The organism is Mesorhizobium sp. CAU 1741 (assembly GCF_039839275.1).
Classification (GTDB): domain Bacteria; phylum Pseudomonadota; class Alphaproteobacteria; order Rhizobiales; family Rhizobiaceae; genus Aerobium.
This window is the reverse complement of sequence record NZ_JBDOQP010000002.1, coordinates 253233-268069: the sequence shown is the minus strand read 5'-3', so window position 1 is coordinate 268069 and position 14837 is coordinate 253233. Positions and strand designations below refer to the sequence as shown.

The window sequence follows — 14837 nt, the reverse complement described above, 5'->3', positions numbered from 1 at the left end:
CCCCGGTTCGACCCAAATGGTAGCGATGTGGGGTTAAGGCGGCGTGATGGCGCATGGTTGATGCGACCTTAAGGCGATCCTTCGAAACGTTATGATGGCACTGGTTGCAGGCAAATGCTTTCTCATATATTGGCTGATAATCCATTTTAGGAAACAGCATGGAAATCGGATCGCGGATCAGGCTGGAACGTGGCGCGCGGGGGTGGACGCTGGAGGAACTCGCGACGCGCTCCGGCGTGTCCAAGGCGATGCTGAGCAAGATCGAGCGTGGCGAATCCAGCCCCACCGCGGAATTGCTGGTGCGCGTCGCGGCGTCGTTTCCGATGACGTTGTCGGCGCTGATTGCCCGCGCAGAAGGCGGCACGGGCACGGTCCGTCGTGTCGATGAGCAGCCGCAATGGAAAGACCCGGCAACCGGTTATGTCCGTCGTCATCTGTCACCGTCCGGTGGCACGCCGCTCGAACTGATCCACGTAAAGCTGCCGGCGGGCGCCACGGTTTCGTTTCCCGCCTCGTCCTACACCTTCATCACCCAGCAGATCTGGGTGGTATCGGGTCGGTTGGACTTTGCCGAAGGGGACGTCGTCCATGAACTGCAGGCGGGCGATTGCCTTTTGCTGGGATCGCCGGCCGACTGCCGGTTTCATGCGCCCGGCCCGTCGCCGGCCGAATATCTCGTCGCCGTGCTGCGGAGATAGGAATGGCACGGCGCACGCGTATCGGGGACAATGGCGGTCCACCGCTCGACGACTATGAGGGCCCGCCCTGGGGCAAGGGCGATCCGCATCGGTTCTTGCAATGGAAGAAGGCGGTCGACGCGGCATGGAAGTCCATTCCGCCGCAGATCGCGTTGATGCGGCTGGAGCGCGCGGAACGCCTCGGACTGACTTATGAGGAATATACGCTCGAACTGCTCGAGCGCGGCCGCTTCCTTCAGGCAGAGGACACGGATCGCATTGCCGCGATCAAGGCGGCACGGCGAAAGCGGCGGCGAAGATAGGCTTTTTGCATGCGAAGAAGGGCGGCACGATCGAAAAAATCGCGCCGCCCTTGCTTTTGGCCAAGCCTGTCCCCGAGGATCGGCCGTCCCTCTCCGGGACTCAGATCACGACCACCTTAGCGCCAACCGGCACGCGATTGTAGAGATCGATGACATCGTCATTGCGCATGCGGATGCAACCCGATGAAACGGCGCGGCCGATCGTTTCCGGCTGGTTGGTGCCGTGGATGCGATAGAGAGTCGAGCCGAGATAGAGCGCGCGTGCGCCCAGCGGATTGGCCGGGCCACCCTGCATGTGGGCAGGCAGCACGCGTCCCTTCTTGCGTTCACGCGCGATCATTTCCGCCGGTGGCCGCCAGTCCGGCCATTCGGCCTTGCGGGTCACCTTGTGCATGCCGGCCCATTCGAAGCCCGGCTTGCCCGTGCCGACGCCGTAGCGGCGCGCCTGGCCACCGGCCTCGACGAGGTAGAGAAGGTTTTCGCGTGTGTCGATGACGATGGTTCCAGCCGAATGCGGGCCATCATAGGCGACGATCTGCGGCAGGAATTTCGGGTCGAGCCCAGGCGCCGCACCACGCGGCGCACTGGGAACCGCCGCGGTCTGCAGCCCGTCGGGTGCACGCTCGCGGAAGATGACCGGGGGAGGGGCGGCGCGCTGGCGGTTGCGCACCACCGGTTCGGGCATGATGCCGACACGCATGCCCGGCAACCCGTTGGGCACGACGTGAGCGCGCTGGCCTACCGGCGCGCGCTGCAGTTGCATCACCCATGGCGCGGAGAGGTCGGGGCTCACCACAAGGGGCGGCCTCTCGCGATAGCGATCCTGCGCCCAGGCGCCCTGGGACGCGGCAAGCGCCAGGACCGCCGAGCCGAGCAGCAGCGAGATGGTCTTCATGTGACGTACTTCCTACGTTTCGTCGGCAACGCAGCGGCAAACCGGGTGGCGGACCGCTCGTTCTGGCGGGAATTGTCGGCAGCGGCGGCGGAAAAAGAGTGAACGCATTTCCATAAAATGCGAACCAACGCATAAACCGTTTGGTGTGGTTAGCGCCGAGTTGAGCGGCATGGTGAAGATGCGGTTACCGGAGAGAATGCGATGAACGGCCTGCTGACGGGACCCGACGGCGTCATCCGCTGTGCATGGCATGGCAATCTGCCGGACTATCTGCGCTACCACGATGAGGAGTGGGGCAATCCCGTCACCGACGACGTTCGCCTCTTCGAGAAACTCTGCCTCGAAGGCTTTCAGGCCGGTCTTTCGTGGCTGACGATCCTGCGCAAGCGCGAGAACTTCCGTGCCGCGTTCAATGGATTCGATTTCCGTGCGCTTGCTAGGGTTGAGGAAGCCACGGCCATCGAGGCGCATCTTCTTGACGCGGGCATCATACGCCACCGTGGCAAGATCGCGTCGGTCTACAACAATGCGCGGCGCGCTGTCGAACTGGCCGACGAGAACGGCTCGCTTGCCCGGTACTTCTGGTCGTTCGAGCCGGCGCCCGACCAGCGGCCGCAGACGATGGATATCGCCGCGCTGCGCGCGATGCCGAAAACGGAGACGTCGACGCGCATCTCGAAAGACCTGAAGAAGCGGGGCTGGAGCTTCGTCGGTCCGACGACGGTCTATGCGTTCATGCAGGCCATGGGCCTCGTCAACGATCACCTGGAGGGCTGCTTTTGCCGTGAGCGGATCGAGATGGCCCGGGCATCCCTGGCGCGGCCGGCATAGGCCGCCTACTTGACGATCCGGAGGTTGGACAGTTCGTCGGCGATTTCCTTGAAGTTGTCGGAGAGCGTCGCGCCGGTCGCGTTCCAGAACAGCTTGGCGGGTTTCGTATGGTCGTCCGGATCCTTGCGAAACCGCGAATCCGACGCGCAAGTTCGCAGGGCGCTGATGGCGGTCGCTTGCGACGAATTCGAAGCGTTGAGGTCAAGCGCCACCGACATGATGATAATCCCCGCCTCCTTGGCGTTCTCGCACAGCTCCGCCATGTGCTCGTTCATGGCCTTGGTATAGTTGGAATTGGAATAGACGCCATTGATCGAGGTGCCGAGATACAGGCGTCCAACGCCCGTGCTATCGTAGCCCGGTTGAAGGTAGCCATGGGCGGAATAGGTCGAGCGCATGCTGGCCGGATCCGAATAGCCCAGTGAGCTCGGAGTGTAGTAGGTGTTCTCGCCATCGGTGAGCACGATCACGACCTTGTCGTTGCCGCGTTCGCTCTCCGCGCGTGAGCCGCCGAAGGGCTCGCCGCTCGAAACGGTGTGCCAGCCCCATGCGATGCCTTCGGGCACGTTTGTGCCGCCATTTGCCTGCATCTCGTCAATGGCCGTCTCGATGGTGGTGAGCCCGCCCTCCTCGGTGACGTCGGTCAGCGGCGTCAGCGGGCGGGTGGTGCAGGAATAATTCGGCCCGACGCCTTGCTTGGACGATGCCTCATAGGGGCGGACCTCGAAATATTTCGCTGCGTTGCGCAGTTGCGTCCGTCGGCTGTCATCGATCTCGTCGTTCCACCAGTTGTTGGCGGCTTGGTAGTTCTCTGGATCGGGTGTCGTTTCCGATTCCCAAATGTCGCCAGGCTCGTCGGGCGCAAACATGGGCACGAACAACGAGGCCGGGTCGGTCGCAGAGGCAGGAGCGCCGTTCACGTTGTAGGGATGCGAACGGGCTTCGACGCAACCCTGCCAGCTTGCATATTGGCTGTAGGACGTTGCCTCGTAATATCCGGTCTCCACTTCTTCATAGTCGTCGCATCGGTTCCGCCAGTCGTAGTCGCTGCACACCCATTCTGTACCGGTCGCCACCCACTCGCGAGACGCGACCTTCGTCATGTCGCGAAAGAGCGAGAACCGCGTCAGCGCCTGGCCTTCAGCCTCTTCCCAGCCGACGCCGACCTTGCGCCAGACCCCACCGATATTCTCTGCGGTCTTGTCCGGGTCGGTCAGGGTGGTCCAGTCGAAATTCTCGTGATGCACGGGAGACTTGCCGTCGAGGTCCATCCAGGTCGCGCCGTCATTGTAAGGACCGACATTGACGGAGGCGGCAAACGGAACCAGCGAGAACTGGACCGGCTTTTCCACCTGCTTCATCTGCTGCGCCTGCAGGGCGATCGTCTCGACGAGCTGCTTGGCGGCATCCTTCAGCAGCGCCAGCCGTTTTTCGCCCGAGCCGGAGCCGAGATAGTCCATCGAGCCCGAATTATCGAGCACCAGGGCCACTTCCAGGGTGTTCTTCAGCCGCACTTCGCTGCTGGTTCCGAAGGCGATCTCGCGATCGCCGTCGTCGACGGTCTTGCCCATCAGCCCGCGGAAGGCAGGCAGGAAATGGGGCTGGTAGACGAGTTCGGCGGAAAGTTTCAGCGTGCCGCCGCCGACTTCGGTGGTGGGCAGCGTGACGAACAGTTCGGCGTCGGCCGGATCGACCGGCCCGAGATTGGCATCGAAGAACTTGCGTGCATAGGCGATGACCGCTTCTTCATCCGCCCCGCTGACGAGTTCGCGGGCCGTTGCGATTGCCGCCGCATCGAGCGCGTTGAGTGTCGCCTGCTTCTGGCGCGTCAGTTCGCTGTAGTCGAGCGCGAGCGCCAGCCCGCCCATGATCGGCACGAGCGCGACGGTCATCGCGATTGCGTAAGTGCCTGCAGTATCGCGCAGGAATCTGCGGATCATGAAAGCGCCCCTGAGCCCAGAAAACGCGATTTTTTCACAAAGACTCTAAGGGCCCGTTGAACGAGCCGCTCGAATGCCAGCCGTTTTGTAAACCCTTTGCTAACCACGTTCGTGGGCGGCGGCCCGTCCTGAAAGCTCGTGACAGGGCGGCCTGCTTCGGTTAATTGCCGGTCGCCCGCTGTTTTCGCCGCTCTGACACCCGGATGGTCACTTCATGCCGAACATGATCGATACGCTCGACAGCATCGCCGACGGGTACGCCGCGATCTTCAGCGATGTCTGGGGCGTGGTCCACAACGGCGTCCATCCGTTCGAGCCGGCGGTCGATGCACTGCGGCGGGCGCGCGCCCGCGGCATTGCCGTGGTGCTGATCACCAACGCTCCAAGGCCGAGCGCCGGGGTGATTGAGCAACTGGCGGCGATCGGCGTCGCGCGCGACTGCTGGGATGCCATCGTCACGTCCGGAGACGTGACGCGCGATCTGATACGGGACGGGTCCCGCCGTATCCTGCATATCGGTCCCGACCGCGACATGATGCTCTATGACGAACTGGACGTCGAACTCGCCGAGGAATTCGAGGCCCAGGCCGTCGTCTGCACCGGGCTCTACGACGACGAGGCGGAGACGCCGGAAGACTATGCTGAACTGCTCATGCGCCTGCGCGCGCGCGACCTGCCATTCATCTGCGCCAATCCCGATATCGTCGTGGAGCGCGGCGACAGGCTGATCTGGTGTGCCGGCGCGATCGCGCGTGACTACGCCCAGCTTGGCGGCCGCACCCGCATCGCCGGCAAGCCGCACCGACCGATCTACGAGGCGGCGATGCGGGCCGCGCAAGGCGTGCTCGGACGCGATGTCGCCAAGAAAGACATTCTGGCCATCGGCGACGGGGTTCTCACCGACATCAAGGGCGCTTCCGACAACGGGTTCGACGTGTTGTTCGTCTCGGCGGGCATCCATGCCGCCGAGTTTGGCGAGGCCCATGCGCCGGAGCCGGGCAAGCTTGCCGCCTTCCTGGAAAAGCACGGCTACGGCCCGGTGGCTGTCATTCCACGTCTACGGTAGTCCGATGCCGCGCATGTCCATCCAGCGTATTGCCAGCTCGAGCAGTCTGCCATCCGCGTGTCGTGGTGGCGTCGTCGCGATCGGCAATTTCGACGGCGTGCATCGCGGTCACCAGACGGTGCTCGAGCGTGCGCTGGCCGAGGCCGACCGTCGTGGCGTGCCGGCGCTTGTCCTCACCTTCGAGCCGCATCCACGGACGGTATTCCAGCCCGATGTGCCACTGTTCCGCATCACCACGGCGCCGGTCCGCGCGCGGCTTCTGCAGGCGCTGGGCTTCGAGGCGGTGGTGGAGCAACAGTTCGACCGCGACTTTGCCGGGCAGAGTGCGGAGGATTTCGTTCGACGCGTTCTCGTCGAGAACCTCGGAATCAGCCATGTCGTCACCGGCTTCGACTTTCACTTTGGCAAGAACCGCCAGGGCGGTCCGGCCTATCTCATGGAAGCCGGCGAGCGGCTCGGCTTCGGGGTCACCCTGGTCGACGCCTTTCGCGACGAAGGCGCCGAGATCGTTTCGTCCAGCCGCATCCGGCGTGTACTTGCCGGAGGCGAGGTGGCCGAGGCGGCGGGCCTGCTTGGCTATCGCTTCACGGTCGAGGCCGAAATCGTGCACGGCAAGAAGCTCGGCCGGGAACTGGGCTTCCCTACAGCCAACATGAAGCTTCCGGCAGCCGCTGCGTTGAGGCATGGCATCTATGCTGTCAGGTTGCGGCGCGGGGACGGAACCTTGCATGACGGGGTGGCGAGCTTCGGCCGGCGGCCGACCGTCGACGACGACGGAGATCCGCTGCTGGAGACGTTCGTGTTTGATTTCTCCGAAGACCTCTACGGCGAAACGTGTTCGGTCTCGTTCTTCGGGTTTCTGCGTGGTGAAGAGAAGTTCGAGGGGCTGGATCCGCTGGTTGCCCAGATGAAGCGCGATGAGGCTGAATCCCGTGCGATACTGGCTGGTGCGCAGCCGCTTTCGCCGCTCGATGCCAGGATGACGTTCGATCAGGCGTGAGCACGGCCGAGGCTTGCATTTAATGCAAACTTTACCGTGACTTGCCACATTGGCCAGGATGGCCGAGTATAAGGCTGCGTAAAGGTAGGAATCAGTATGGCTCGCACGGGCACGATCGTTGCAACGGCAATTGCGTTGGTTTCGGCAACGGCAACGGGCATAGCCCAGAGCTATGAACAGCAGGGCGGCTACCTCCCGCCGGTTGCGTCATCGCAGCAGCTTGCCGACGACATGCAGCCACAGGGCCAGTCTTCGCAGACCATGGCGCAGGCGGCACCGGCCGACACTTACGCCCAGCCGCAACAAACCTACGACTACGGCGCGTCCCAGCCGGACTACGGCTATCAGGAAGAGCCCGCATCATCCGGCGGACCGCTGGGCTGGCTTTCGGGCGACTGGTACCTCAAGGTCGGCGGCGCGGTGTTGTATGCACCGAAATTCGAAGGCGCTTCGGGTGGCGAGTTCCTCTTCCAGCCGATGATTTCGCTCGGCAAGCATGGCAAGGCGGCGCGTTTTTCGTCGCGCAACGACAACATCGCATTGGGGCTCATCGACACCGGGGCGTTCCGCGCCGGTCCCGCGGCCAAGCTGATCTTCGGTCGCGACGACGACCATGATGACATCGTCGGTCTGTCGGAAGTGGAGTTCGGTGGCGAACTCGGCGGGTTCGTCGAGGTCTATCCCACGGAATTCGTGCGCGTGCGCGCCGAACTTCGCCATGGCATCAACTCCCATGACGGCATCGTCGCAGACCTCTCGGCAGATGCCTTCTTTGATATCACTGATACCGTCCGGCTTTCCGGCGGCCCGCGCGCCACGTGGGCGTCGGAAGGCTATTACGAGGCCTATTACGGCGTTGACGCCGCTGAATCGGTGGCTTCGGGCCTGAGCCCCTACACGCCTGATAGCGGCATCAAGTCTGTCGGCGCCGGCGGCGCGGTCACCTGGAAAGCAACGGATGTGATCGACACCAGCGTCTTTGCCGAATATTCGCGGCTGATGGGACCGGCAGCCGATTCCTCGCTGGTCGAGGAACGGGGCTCGAGAAACCAGTTCACGGTCGGGGCGTCTGCAACCTACCGCTTCGACTTCTCGCTGCGTTGAACGGCGCATTTGCTCTTTATTCCGCGGCTTTGCTCGGCTAAAAGCGCGGCCATGACACAGCGCGCATTCTGCATCGCGATCTCGATACGAATTATTGGCCCGGCCTTCCGGGCGGCCTGATTGGCTGCCGGAAGGTCCGGGAATTATCGCGCGCCGCTCCGGCCCGCGCGCGACTTCGCCTGTTTTCCAAACCTTGCCCGGCGTGTTCTCCCCTCCGGGCCGACGATGCGACGAGACCGATGACCACCGCCGACAAGATCGACTATTCCAAGACGCTCTACCTGCCGCAGACGGATTTTCCGATGCGCGCCGGCCTTCCCGACAAGGAGCCGCAGCTCGTCCAGCGCTGGCAGGACATGAAGCTCTACAAGAAGCTGCGCGAGAGTGCCTCCGGCCGGCCGCTCTATGTGCTGCATGACGGCCCACCCTACGCCAACGGCAACATCCACATTGGCCACGCGCTCAACAAGATCTTGAAGGACGTCATCACCCGCTCGTTCCAGATGCGCGGCTACGACTCCAATTACGTGCCCGGCTGGGACTGCCACGGCCTGCCGATCGAGTGGAAGATCGAGGAGCAGTACCGCGCCAAAGGCAAGAACAAGGACGAGGTGCCGGTCAACGAATTCCGCCAGGAATGCCGCGACTTCGCCCAGCACTGGATCAACGTGCAGACCGACGAGTTCAAGAGGCTCGGCGTCGAAGGCGACTTCGACAACCCGTACACCACGATGAACTTCCACGCCGAGGCGCGCATCGCCGGCGAATTGCTGAAGTTCGCGATGTCCGGCCAGCTCTATCGCGGATCGAAGCCGGTGATGTGGTCGGTGGTCGAGCGCACCGCGCTGGCCGAGGCCGAGGTTGAGTACCACGACTACGAGAGCGACACGATCTGGGCGAAGTTTCCGGTGGCCAGAGTTGATGATGAACTCCGGCCCTCACAGTATCATCCGGCGTTTGACGCGAATATCAGTCGAACAGTAGCAAATCAGAACGACGTCTCAGATCTGGTTGTGGATCGAGAAAGTCTTGCGGATGCCTATGTCGTCATCTGGACGACCACGCCGTGGACCATCCCCGGCAACCGCGCCGTCGCCTATTCGCCGCGCATCTCCTACGGCCTCTATGAGGTGACGGCGGCCGAGAACGATTTCGGCCCGAAGCCGGGCGAAAAGCTGATCTTCGCCGATGCGCTGGCGGAAGAGTCCTTTGCCAAGGCGAAGCTGGAATACAAGCGACTGGGCCACGTCACGGCCGACGAACTCGCCTCAATCACGCTTGCCCACCCGCTCAAGGGTCACGGTGGCGGCTACGAGTTCGCCGTGCCGATGCTGGCCGGTGACCACGTGACCGATGATGCCGGCACAGGCTTCGTCCACACCGCGCCGGGCCATGGCCGCGAGGATTTCGACGCCTGGATGGATATGGGCAAGGAACTGGCGGCGCGCGGCATCGACACGCGCATCCCGTTCACCGTCGACGATGGCGGATTCCTGACCAGGGATGCGCCGGGCTTCGGGCCGGACCGCGAGGGTGGCGCTGCCCGCGTGATCGACGACAACGGCAAGAAGGGCGACGCCAACAAGGCGGTCATCGAGGCGCTGATCGCGGCCGATGCGCTGTTTGCGCGGGGCCGTCTCAAGCACTCCTACCCGCATTCGTGGCGCTCCAAGAAGCCGGTGATCTTCCGCAACACGCCGCAATGGTTCGTCTACATGGACAAGGACCTTGGCGACGACACCACCCTGCGCAGCCGTGCCCTCAAGGCCATCGACGACACGCGCTTCGTACCGGCGGCGGGCCAGGCGCGTCTGCGCGCGATGATCGAGGACCGCCCCGACTGGGTCCTGTCGCGCCAGCGTGCGTGGGGCGTGCCCATCTGCGTCTTTGCCGATGAGGAAGGCGAGGTGCTGAAGGACGAGGCCGTCAACGCCCGCATCGTCGAGGCGTTCGAGGCCGAGGGCGCCGACGCGTGGTTTGCCGAAGGCGCGCGCGAGCGCTTCCTCGGCTCACGTGCCAACGAGCCGTGGAAGATGGTCACCGACATTCTCGATGTCTGGTTCGATTCCGGCTCCACCCATGCCTTCACGCTGGAGGACCGGCCGGACCTTAAATGGCCTGCTGACGTCTATCTCGAAGGCTCCGACCAGCATCGCGGCTGGTTCCACTCCTCCCTGCTGGAAAGCTGCGGCACGCGTGGCCGCGCGCCCTACAATGCGGTCATCACCCATGGCTTCACCATGGACGAGGACGGCCGCAAGATGTCGAAGTCGCTCGGCAACACAGTGGTGCCTCAGGACGTGATGAAACAGTCCGGCGCCGACATCCTGCGCCTGTGGGTGATGACGACCGACTATTGGGAAGACCAGCGGCTGGGCAAGAACGTCCTGCAGACCAACATCGATGCCTACCGCAAGCTGCGCAACACCATCCGCTGGATGCTCGGCACGCTCGCCCATGACCAGGGCGAGGAGATGGCGGTCGCCGACATGCCGGAGCTGGAGCGGCTCATGCTCCATCGTCTCGCTGAACTCGACGAGGTCGTGCGCAAGGGATACGACGCCTTCGATTTCAAGCGCGTCACCCGCACCCTGATCGATTTCATGGTGGTGGAACTGTCGGCGTTCTACTTCGACGTACGCAAGGACGCGCTCTATTGCGACGCGCCGTCAAGCCTCAAGCGGAAGGCTGCGATCGTCGTCGTCCGCCGCCTGTTCGACAGCCTCGTCACCTGGCTGGCACCGATGCTGCCGTTCACGATGGAAGAATCCTGGCTGTCGCGCTATCCGGAAGCCAGTTCCGTGCATCTCGAGCAGTTTCCCGCCATTCCCGCCGACTGGAAGGACGAAGCGCTTGCTGCCAAGTGGCGCAAGGTGCGCCATGTGCGCCGCGTGGTCACCGGCGCGCTCGAAATCGAGCGGCGGGAAAAGCGCATCGGCTCGTCGCTGGAAGCGGCTCCAATCGTGCACGTCACCGATGCCGAGCTTCGCGCTGCCATCGCCGATGTCGACATGGCGGAGATCTGCATCGTCAGCGATATCTCGATCTTGGCCGAGCCTGCCCCCGAAGTCGCCTTCAAGCTCGACGACGTGAAGGGCGTGGGTGTGGTTCCCGCATTGGCAGGCGGACAGAAATGTGCGCGCTCGTGGCGTTATACAGCGGATGTGGGCTCTGACCCGGAGTTCCCGGACGTCTCGGCGCGCGATGCAGCAGCGCTCCGTGAACTCCAGGCGATCGGCCGGCTCTGAGTCGGCACGATAGGCGATGGTGGCCTTCTTGCTGGTCATCATTGCCCCGCCTGTGCAATTGCGGTACAAGGCGCGAGCATCCGAATGCCTTGTTGTCGCCGGATTTACCGGCGAGACATTGTGCGAATTCAGGCGCACTGCGCCCGATATGTGAGAGGCAAGTTGCAGTGAAGATCGATCGCATTCCCACGCGTGGCCGCGCGCCGCTCTTCGTCGGCGTAACCATTGCGTGCGCCGGAGCGCTTCTTTCCGGCTGCATGAGCTCACCCACCTACGGCACGGGCAAGACTGCCAGCGCGCAGCTCATGGAAGACGTTTCCGGCGTGCTCGCGATCGGTCCGGGTGGCCCGCGCACCCCGGAGGTCGCCTACAACGCGCGTCCCGAACTCGTGCGCCCACCGTCTCTTGAAGTGCTGCCGGAGCCGCAGCAGGACATGGCGTCAGCAGAGAATCCGGCATGGCCCGAGGCGCCTGAGCAGCGCCGTGCCCGCATCCGCGCCGAAGCCACGGCCAACCAGAACAACCCGCTCTATCAGTCTCCGGTCACCTCCGGTGGCTTTGCCGCCCGCAGTGCGGCGGAAGTCGCGGATGCGCGCAATTCGCAAGGTGCGCGCATGACCGATGCCCAGCGCGCCGAGATGGAGAAGCGTCAGCGGCAGCTCAATCAAGGCGACTCGAACAAGCGCCGCTACCTCAGCGAACCGCCGGTCGACTATCGCCAGCCGGCCGAGACCGCCGCTGCCGGCGAACTCGGCGTCGACGAGTGGCAGAAGGAACGTCAGCGCCAGAAGGCAAGCGGTGACCGCACCTGGCGCGATTTCGTACCCTGGCTTTGAGGCGCTGGAGCGTCAGCGCCTTTCCCTGAAGAAAGTTCTGAGAAGGTCCGACGACCGGACATCGGCGATGCCGGGGTAGATGTCGGGCGCATGGTGGCATGTCGGCTGGTGAAAATAGCGCCCGCCGCTCACCACGGCTCCGCCTTTTTCATCCGTCGCGCCGAAATAGAGCCTGCGAATGCGGGCGAAGGAAATCGCCGCGGCGCACATCGGGCAGGGTTCCAGCGTCACGTAGACATCGGCTTGCGGCAGACGCTCGCTCTGCGAAAGGCGGCAGGCCTCGCGGATTGCCAGTATCTCGGCATGCGCGGTCGGATCGTTCAATTCGCGCGTGCGGTTGCCCGCCGCGGCGACAACGACGCCGTCGCGGACGATCACGGCACCGATCGGGACCTCGCCACGCTTGCCGGCGGCTTCGGCCTCTTTGAAGGCGGCTTCCATGAAGGGGGACGTTTTCATGCGTATTTCGACATAGACATTTTTCTCGCAAGGCCCAATGGGGTCTGATAGTTACGCGCGCTAAAGGGCGATTTCCACATGGACGACGACACAAAGAGAACGCCGCGCGGTGGCGCAGGACGCGGTCCGGGCAAGCGGCCGGAGGGTGCGCCTGCAAAGAAGGCGTTTTCCGGCCCGAAGGCGCAAGGCGAAAAGAAGCCCTTCCGCAAGCGCGAGGATGGAGATCGAAAGCCGTTCGCGAAGGCTGACGGCGACAAGAGGCCGTTCCGAAAGCGTGAAGAAGGCGACCGCAAGCCGTTTGTCAGGCCGGACGGCGAAAAGAGACCGTTCCGCCCACGCGAAGACGGCCCTGCCGGCAGGAAGGTCGACCCCGGCGGCGAGAAAACGTTTCGCAAGCGGCCGGACGGCGAAAGCCGACCTTACGTCCAGTCCGATGGCGAGAAGAAGCCGTTCCGTGCGCGCGAGGGCGCGGATCGCAAGCCCTATGCCAAGCCGGATGGCGAGAGAAAGCCCTACCGCAAGCGTGAAGAAGAGGCGCGCCCGGCATTTCGGCCGGGCAAGCGCGAGCGCGAGGACGGTGCGGCACCCGCCGCAGACGATAATGTCGAGCGCATCGCCCGCAGGCTGGCGCGCGCCGGCGTGGCGTCGCGCCGCGATGCGGAGGCGATGATCGCCGACGGGCGCGTGACGCTGAACGGCAAGAAGCTCGACACCCCGGCCATCAACGTCTCGGCCAGCGACCGCATCGAGATCGACGGCAGCCCGATCCCGGACGTCGAACGGACGCGGCTATTTCTCTTCCACAAGCCTGCGGGCGTGGTCACCACCAATCGCGACCCGGAGGGCCGCAGGACGGTCTTCGATATTCTGCCCAAGGGCCTGCCGCGCCTGATGACCGTCGGCCGCCTCGACATTAATACCGAGGGTCTGCTGCTGCTGACCAATGATGGCGGCCTGTCGCGGGTCCTCGAGCTGCCAGCCACCGGCTGGCTCCGTCGCTACCGGGTGCGCGTCCACGGCAAGGTGGAATTGCAGGCCCTCGAAGGATTGAAGGACGGCATTGCCGTCGATGGCGTCTTCTACGGCGCGATCGAGGCGACGCTCGACCGCGAGCAGGGCTCGAATGCCTGGCTCACGATCGGCCTGCGTGAGGGCAAGAACCGCGAGGTCAAGAACATCCTTGGCGCGCTGGGGCTCGACGTGACGCGCCTCATCCGGCTTTCCTACGGGCCGTTCCAGCTTGGCGAACTCGCCGAGGGTGAGGTGCGCGAACTCAAGGGCAAGCTCCTGCGCGACCAGCTTGGCGATCGGCTGATCGAGGAATCGGGCGCGAATTTCGACGCGCCCATCATCAACGAATTCTCCAACAAGCCGGTCGCGGCGAACGAACAGACCCGCCGCGAGGATGCACCGGGCGAGCGGCCCAATCGCAAGCGCGAACGCGAGGCGAAGCGCGAGGATGCGCTGGGCCGTCTGCAGACGAAACCGCAACGCGGCGGCAAGCCCTATGGCGACAAGGACAAGCCGAAATCTTTCGGTGACCGGGACAAGCCCAAGTCTTTCGGCGACAAGGACAAGCGTTTCGGTGGCAAGCCCGGCAAACCCGGCGAGCGCGAGGAACGCGCGCCCGAGAAGCAGCGGTCGCGCTCGGCCAATGTCTGGATGGCGCCAGGTGCGCGGCCGATGGGCGAGAAGAAGGCGGCGGCGCTTGCCGAGCGCACCGAAGGGCGTCGCTATGCCGGTAAGCCCCGTCCGGCCGGCAAGGGCGGCGGCTCGAAGCCGGGTTCCGGACCGAAGGGACCGCGCAAGCCGCGCGGCGATCGCTGAGTTGCGCATCGTCGGGGGCGCGTTGCGCGGCCGGCCGCTGGCGTCGCCGCGTTCCGATGGCATAAGACCGACATCCGACAGGACGCGCGAGGCGGTCTTCAACGTCATCGCGCATGCCTATCGCGAGCACCTTGAGGGCGGACGCGTGCTCGATCTGTTCGCCGGCACCGGCGCACTCGGGCTCGAGGCCCTCTCGCGTGGAGCCTCTCACTGCGTGTTCATCGAGGAGTCCGCCCAGGGCAGGGGCCTCATCCGCGACAATGTCGAGGCGTTCGGACTGCAGGGCAGGACCAAGATATTCCGCCGCGACGCCACCATGCTCGGCCATGTCGGCACGGTCATTCCGTTCGATCTCGTGTTCGCCGATCCGCCCTACGGCAAAGCCTTGGGAGAACGCGCGATCGCGAGTGCGTTGGCTGGCGGATGGGTCCGGCCGGGCGCGCTGATCGTGGTCGAAGAGGCGGCGTCCTCGCCGTTCCAGGCACCATCGGGCCTCGTGCTGGCGGACCGACGCGAATATGGCGACACCTGTGTTTCGTTCTGCACGCATGCCTGACTTTCGTCACGGTTCGGGCCGATGACGTGCTTGTCATCGGGTTTCGATTGCAAGTGTCGCTGGGCGCGCTAACTG

At 64.3% G+C, this 14837-nt stretch carries 13 protein-coding genes; 10 read left to right on the top strand and 3 right to left on the bottom strand.

Annotation, left to right across the window (positions count from 1 at the left end; translation table 11 throughout):
* Positions 1 to 158 precede the first annotated feature (158 nt).
* Together AAFN84_RS08220 and AAFN84_RS08215 are read left to right on the top strand one after the other, a co-directional pair.
* Positions 159 to 698 (top strand): XRE family transcriptional regulator, encoded by a 540-nt coding sequence (locus AAFN84_RS08220; RefSeq protein WP_347514079.1) that lies wholly within the window; start codon positions 159 to 161, stop codon positions 696 to 698.
* Positions 699 to 700: 2 nt separating this feature from the next.
* Positions 701 to 1000 (top strand): hypothetical protein, encoded by a 300-nt coding sequence (locus AAFN84_RS08215; RefSeq protein ID WP_347514078.1) that lies wholly within the window; start codon positions 701 to 703, stop codon positions 998 to 1000.
* A gap of 100 nt (positions 1001 to 1100) precedes the next feature.
* On the opposite strand, the gene AAFN84_RS08210 is transcribed toward AAFN84_RS08215, so the two are convergent.
* Positions 1101 to 1895: a L,D-transpeptidase gene (locus tag AAFN84_RS08210; RefSeq protein WP_347514077.1), complete on the bottom strand. Its 795-nt coding sequence runs from the start codon at positions 1893 to 1895 to the stop codon at positions 1101 to 1103.
* Between the two features lie 201 nt (positions 1896 to 2096).
* Between AAFN84_RS08210 and AAFN84_RS08205 the strand changes: the two genes are divergently transcribed.
* Positions 2097 to 2726, top strand: coding sequence for a DNA-3-methyladenine glycosylase I (locus AAFN84_RS08205; protein ID WP_347514076.1), 630 nt, complete (start codon positions 2097 to 2099; stop codon positions 2724 to 2726).
* A gap of 5 nt (positions 2727 to 2731) precedes the next feature.
* Here AAFN84_RS08205 and AAFN84_RS08200 read toward each other — a convergent pair whose 3' ends face one another.
* Positions 2732 to 4666, bottom strand: coding sequence for a pilus assembly protein TadG-related protein (locus tag AAFN84_RS08200; protein WP_347514075.1), 1935 nt, complete (start codon positions 4664 to 4666; stop codon positions 2732 to 2734).
* Positions 4667 to 4880: 214 nt separating this feature from the next.
* On the opposite strand from AAFN84_RS08200, the gene AAFN84_RS08195 reads away from it, so the two are divergent.
* The 5 genes from AAFN84_RS08195 (at position 4881) to AAFN84_RS08175 (ending at position 11920) form a co-directional block, all read left to right on the top strand.
* A complete protein-coding gene (locus tag AAFN84_RS08195; protein WP_347514074.1) occupies positions 4881 to 5732 on the top strand; it encodes a TIGR01459 family HAD-type hydrolase in 852 nt (283 codons plus the stop codon).
* A 4-nt stretch (positions 5733 to 5736) separates the two neighbouring features.
* Positions 5737 to 6732 (top strand): bifunctional riboflavin kinase/FAD synthetase, encoded by a 996-nt coding sequence (locus AAFN84_RS08190; protein ID WP_347514073.1) that lies wholly within the window; start codon positions 5737 to 5739, stop codon positions 6730 to 6732.
* Positions 6733 to 6828: 96 nt separating this feature from the next.
* The gene (locus AAFN84_RS08185) at positions 6829 to 7836 is read left to right on the top strand and encodes a MipA/OmpV family protein (RefSeq protein ID WP_347514072.1); all 1008 of its coding nucleotides are present in this window, start codon (positions 6829 to 6831) and stop codon (positions 7834 to 7836) included.
* 239 nt (positions 7837 to 8075) lie between these two features.
* Positions 8076 to 11084, top strand: a complete 3009-nt coding sequence (gene ileS / locus AAFN84_RS08180; protein ID WP_347514071.1) for an isoleucine--tRNA ligase — start codon at positions 8076 to 8078, stop codon at positions 11082 to 11084.
* 257 nt (positions 11085 to 11341) lie between these two features.
* Positions 11342 to 11920, top strand: a complete 579-nt coding sequence (locus tag AAFN84_RS08175; protein WP_347515079.1) for a hypothetical protein — start codon at positions 11342 to 11344, stop codon at positions 11918 to 11920.
* Positions 11921 to 11932: 12 nt separating this feature from the next.
* On the opposite strand, the gene AAFN84_RS08170 is transcribed toward AAFN84_RS08175, so the two are convergent.
* Positions 11933 to 12379: a nucleoside deaminase gene (locus tag AAFN84_RS08170; RefSeq protein WP_347514070.1), complete on the bottom strand. Its 447-nt coding sequence runs from the start codon at positions 12377 to 12379 to the stop codon at positions 11933 to 11935.
* A gap of 78 nt (positions 12380 to 12457) precedes the next feature.
* On the opposite strand from AAFN84_RS08170, the gene AAFN84_RS08165 reads away from it, so the two are divergent.
* Together AAFN84_RS08165 and rsmD are read left to right on the top strand one after the other, a co-directional pair.
* A complete protein-coding gene (locus tag AAFN84_RS08165) occupies positions 12458 to 14206 on the top strand; it encodes a pseudouridine synthase (RefSeq protein ID WP_347514069.1) in 1749 nt (582 codons plus the stop codon).
* 1 nt (position 14207) lies between these two features.
* Positions 14208 to 14762 carry a 16S rRNA (guanine(966)-N(2))-methyltransferase RsmD gene (rsmD, locus tag AAFN84_RS08160; protein ID WP_347514068.1) on the top strand — a complete coding sequence of 185 codons (555 nt, stop codon included), beginning with the start codon at positions 14208 to 14210 and terminating at the stop codon, positions 14760 to 14762.
* Positions 14763 to 14837 lie beyond the last annotated feature (75 nt).

Excerpts from the sequence above, each read along its gene's own strand:
- AAFN84_RS08185 (WP_347514072.1), top strand. The coding sequence starts at position 6,829 with ATGGCTCGCACGGGCACGATCGTTGCAACGGCAATTGCGTTGGTTTCG.
- AAFN84_RS08220 (WP_347514079.1), top strand. The coding sequence starts at position 159 with ATGGAAATCGGATCGCGGATCAGGCTGGAACGTGGCGCGCGGGGGTGG.
- AAFN84_RS08165 (WP_347514069.1), top strand. The coding sequence starts at position 12,458 with ATGGACGACGACACAAAGAGAACGCCGCGCGGTGGCGCAGGACGCGGT.
- AAFN84_RS08210 (WP_347514077.1), bottom strand. The coding sequence starts at position 1,895 with ATGAAGACCATCTCGCTGCTGCTCGGCTCGGCGGTCCTGGCGCTTGCC.
- AAFN84_RS08175 (WP_347515079.1), top strand. The coding sequence starts at position 11,342 with ATGAGCTCACCCACCTACGGCACGGGCAAGACTGCCAGCGCGCAGCTC.
- AAFN84_RS08200 (WP_347514075.1), bottom strand. The coding sequence starts at position 4,666 with ATGATCCGCAGATTCCTGCGCGATACTGCAGGCACTTACGCAATCGCG.
- AAFN84_RS08190 (WP_347514073.1), top strand. The coding sequence starts at position 5,737 with ATGCCGCGCATGTCCATCCAGCGTATTGCCAGCTCGAGCAGTCTGCCA.
- AAFN84_RS08205 (WP_347514076.1), top strand. The coding sequence starts at position 2,097 with ATGAACGGCCTGCTGACGGGACCCGACGGCGTCATCCGCTGTGCATGG.
- AAFN84_RS08170 (WP_347514070.1), bottom strand. The coding sequence starts at position 12,379 with ATGAAAACGTCCCCCTTCATGGAAGCCGCCTTCAAAGAGGCCGAAGCC.
- AAFN84_RS08215 (WP_347514078.1), top strand. The coding sequence starts at position 701 with ATGGCACGGCGCACGCGTATCGGGGACAATGGCGGTCCACCGCTCGAC.
- AAFN84_RS08195 (WP_347514074.1), top strand. The coding sequence starts at position 4,881 with ATGCCGAACATGATCGATACGCTCGACAGCATCGCCGACGGGTACGCC.
- ileS (WP_347514071.1), top strand. The coding sequence starts at position 8,076 with ATGACCACCGCCGACAAGATCGACTATTCCAAGACGCTCTACCTGCCG.